The sequence below is a fragment of the Actinoplanes sp. NPDC049802 genome (genome assembly GCF_040656595.1).
Classification (GTDB): Bacteria; Actinomycetota; Actinomycetes; order Mycobacteriales; family Micromonosporaceae; genus Actinoplanes.
The window spans coordinates 1-2,913 of the sequence record NZ_JBFAMR010000171.1 but is presented as its reverse complement, the minus strand read 5'-3'; the positions used below and the strand labels follow the sequence as shown (position 1 = coordinate 2,913).

Genomic DNA, 2,913 nt, shown 5'->3' with positions numbered 1-2,913 from the left:
ACCGTCGACGCGGCGGCGGTCGACACCCGCTGGTGCGGCGACATCACCTACATCAACACGTGGGAAGGCTGGCTGTATCTGGCCACCGTCATCGATCTGGCCTCCCGCCGGGTCCTGGGCTGGGCGGTCGCCGACCATCTCAAGACCGACCTGGTCGACGCCGCCCTGACCGACGCCCTCGCCCGGCGGCGTCCCGCCGACGGCCTCGTCTTTCATTCCGATCGCGGTTGTCAATACACCAGTGCCCAGCACGCGCGTCTCGCGAAGCGGCACGGCGTGCGGCTGAGCGTCGGCCGGCGCGGGCAGTGCTGGGACAATGCGGTCGCCGAATCGTTCTTCTCGACTCTGAAGACGGAACTGATCCACCGCCAGGCCTGGCCCACCCGCAAAGCCGCTCACCAGGCGACATTCGAGTACATCGAGGGCTGGTACAACACCCGCCGCCGGCACTCCAGCCTCGGCTACCAAAGTCCCGCCGCTTACGAAGGCGGCACCGTCATCAACCTGCTACCCGATCTCAAGGTAGCCTGAAGATCAACTCATCGACCCTGTCCGTCAAAACGGGTCAAGCCCAGGTCATCACGGTCACCACATCGATCGAAACTTCTGGTCCACGCTGAAGATCGAACTCGTGTATCGCACGAGCTGGCGGACCCGCGACGAGGCCGAGAACGCGATCTTCGAATACATCGACGCCTGGTACAACACCCGCCGCATCCAACGCGAACTCGGCTACCTCAGCCCCGACGAGTACGAGGCAGCCTGGCACGCCTAGACCGAGCCAGCTAACCTCACCCCTGGCCCGACCGGAAGCAGGTAACCACTCCGCCGAAACGGGGGGACTCATAGCGGCTTTGAGCGGTGTCGAGCTGGTCCCAGCCGACATCGAAAAGTTGGGGCAAATCAGCGGCGCGTGGCGAAAACAATGTATTCTCGGACACCTGCATTGCTGGTATCCCGCGCAAAACGTCCGCTTTGGACATCGCGGCCCGCCGGAAGGATACGCCGGCCCGATTGTTGACGGGGTACGGCTTGCACGTCGGCAAACTTGGCCTCGACCAGCAACTGCCGGAACGCCTCGGCAAGGTCGAACACCCTTCCAGCACGGACGGTGTTGGCCACTGAATACGCCACGACCCCACCGGGCGCGATGACCCTCGCGGCCTCGGCGAAGTGCGTTCGTAAGTCTTCAACGTAGGTGCGCAGGGCTCGGCCCAACACTGTGCGTTCGCCGCGATACTGGTCTTCATACCAGGACCGCAGCGCCGGTGGCAGGCCAACTTGCCGATCAGTTGGTTCGAGGCCGTACTTGGCACCGACTTGGTCGGTCCGCTGCACTGGCCAGCCGAATGCAAGGTATGACAGTCGCTGTACGTCGAAGTAGTCGTAGGTGACGAAGTACGGCGGACTGGTCACGATCGCGTCGACCGAGGCGTCAGCGATGGGAAGCGCGCGGGCGTCACCGTGCTGTATCTGGCCACGTTGCCGAGCCGCCCCGAAGACGTCGCCTGTCGCTGCGTGTGCATCCTGTTCGGCGACGCAGTCACGAGCGAGCTGCCGCGCCCACCGGCGGAGGCTTTGATCGAGTGGTATTGGCATTCGGGCCGGGTCAGCAGTTGCCTTGACAGAGCCGATGAGCCACCGTGACGAGGGTCGCAATGATTGCGACAACGCTACCGTCACGAATCGGCGTAACCGCACATCATCAAGATGATCGATCTCAGGCAGCCATGCGGTCAGCAGGCGAGCATTACTTACCCCCAGCCAGCCCACGAGTTGATGGTCTAACGTTGGCCTCTTCGCTGGCGCCGTCTGAGTTAGTTGCTCGCAGACCGCGGCCGCGTCCCACGGGTTGGGGGGAGGATCGAGTCGAAGCCTACCCATCTCCACACCAAGGGTGGTGAGTTCGACGCCCGTCGCGACCAGGCCGAGTTGATTGCTGGCACTTACGACAGCACCAGTACCGCAAAAAGGATCAAGCACTGACGTAACGGGCCGACGTGCGCGTGTGACCACCTCGGCAAGCATCGAGGTAAGGACGTCAGCGGCGAAGCGTGCTGGGTAGCGGTGAAACCAGCCCAGGACGACGTGAGGACTGGGGCGAGTGAGCCGTTCGAGCGCGACTGCAGGCACTGGCGTCTGCCGAGGGCTAAATGCAGGCTGATCCCCCTTCGCCCATTCCCATGACGTCGCCGAAACTGACCGGTTGATGATCTGGGTCGCTTGGGGTCCTGCCGCCACGCGGTTCTCCTTCGCTGCATTGGGGTTCCCAGCGCGCCCGAATCACGGCGCAGCCTTTGTGAGCAAGCGGCGCCGACGATCGCGAAATTATACGGGAAGTCGAGTCACGCCGTGTGCATCCGCCGGGACCGAGCGGGGCGCATTTGGACGAAGACCGGGTTTCGAAACACTGCTCCAGTCATCAAGCACTGGCCCGGACCGAGCGAGGGCACAGTCGACCAAAGCGCCTCGTGTACGCCGCCGGTGGTCGCACGAACCGGAGCGAGGTTACCGGCTGACTTCAGTTGATGGATAAATCGCGTATTGGCTAACTCGAACAACTCCTCCGGAACATGCCCAGGCTGCTGGGAGACCAATGCCAGGCCCATCCATCTTTTGCGGCCTCGACGGCTGATCACCTGAAGCTGGTCGAGGACCGCTCGCATCCTGGCGGCGCTAGCCCGGGAGACGAATGTGTGCACCTCCTCGATCACTACCAGTACCGGTGGCCGGAGTGGACCTCCGGCGTGTAGGGGTTGGCCGCGCGGTACATCGAGAATTCGGTCGAACAACGCCTGCAGCAGAAACGCGATGGCAATGAGCTGATCTCAGCAACGCGAATGTGTTGATTGGTGCGACACGGGCGAAGGCGGCGAGATCGGGCGATGCTGGAAGAGGACGCGGAGCCCTCGG

The 2,913-nt window shown here is 63.4% G+C and carries 3 protein-coding genes; 2 read left to right on the top strand and 1 reads right to left on the bottom strand.

Going from position 1 to position 2,913, the window contains the following annotated elements:
- Both AB0I88_RS41165 and AB0I88_RS41160 read left to right on the top strand, forming a co-directional pair.
- The coding region (locus tag AB0I88_RS41165) for an IS3 family transposase (RefSeq protein WP_361037723.1) at positions 1-531 on the top strand (531 nt) is incomplete at its 5' end.
- Between the two features lie 10 nt (positions 532-541).
- On the top strand, positions 542-775 hold the full coding sequence (locus tag AB0I88_RS41160; protein WP_361037725.1) for an IS3 family transposase: 234 nt from the start codon (positions 542-544) through the stop codon (positions 773-775).
- 128 nt (positions 776-903) lie between these two features.
- Here AB0I88_RS41160 and AB0I88_RS41155 read toward each other — a convergent pair whose 3' ends face one another.
- Positions 904-1,773, bottom strand: a complete 870-nt coding sequence (locus AB0I88_RS41155; protein WP_361037721.1) for a hypothetical protein — start codon at positions 1,771-1,773, stop codon at positions 904-906.
- Positions 1,774-2,913 lie beyond the last annotated feature (1,140 nt).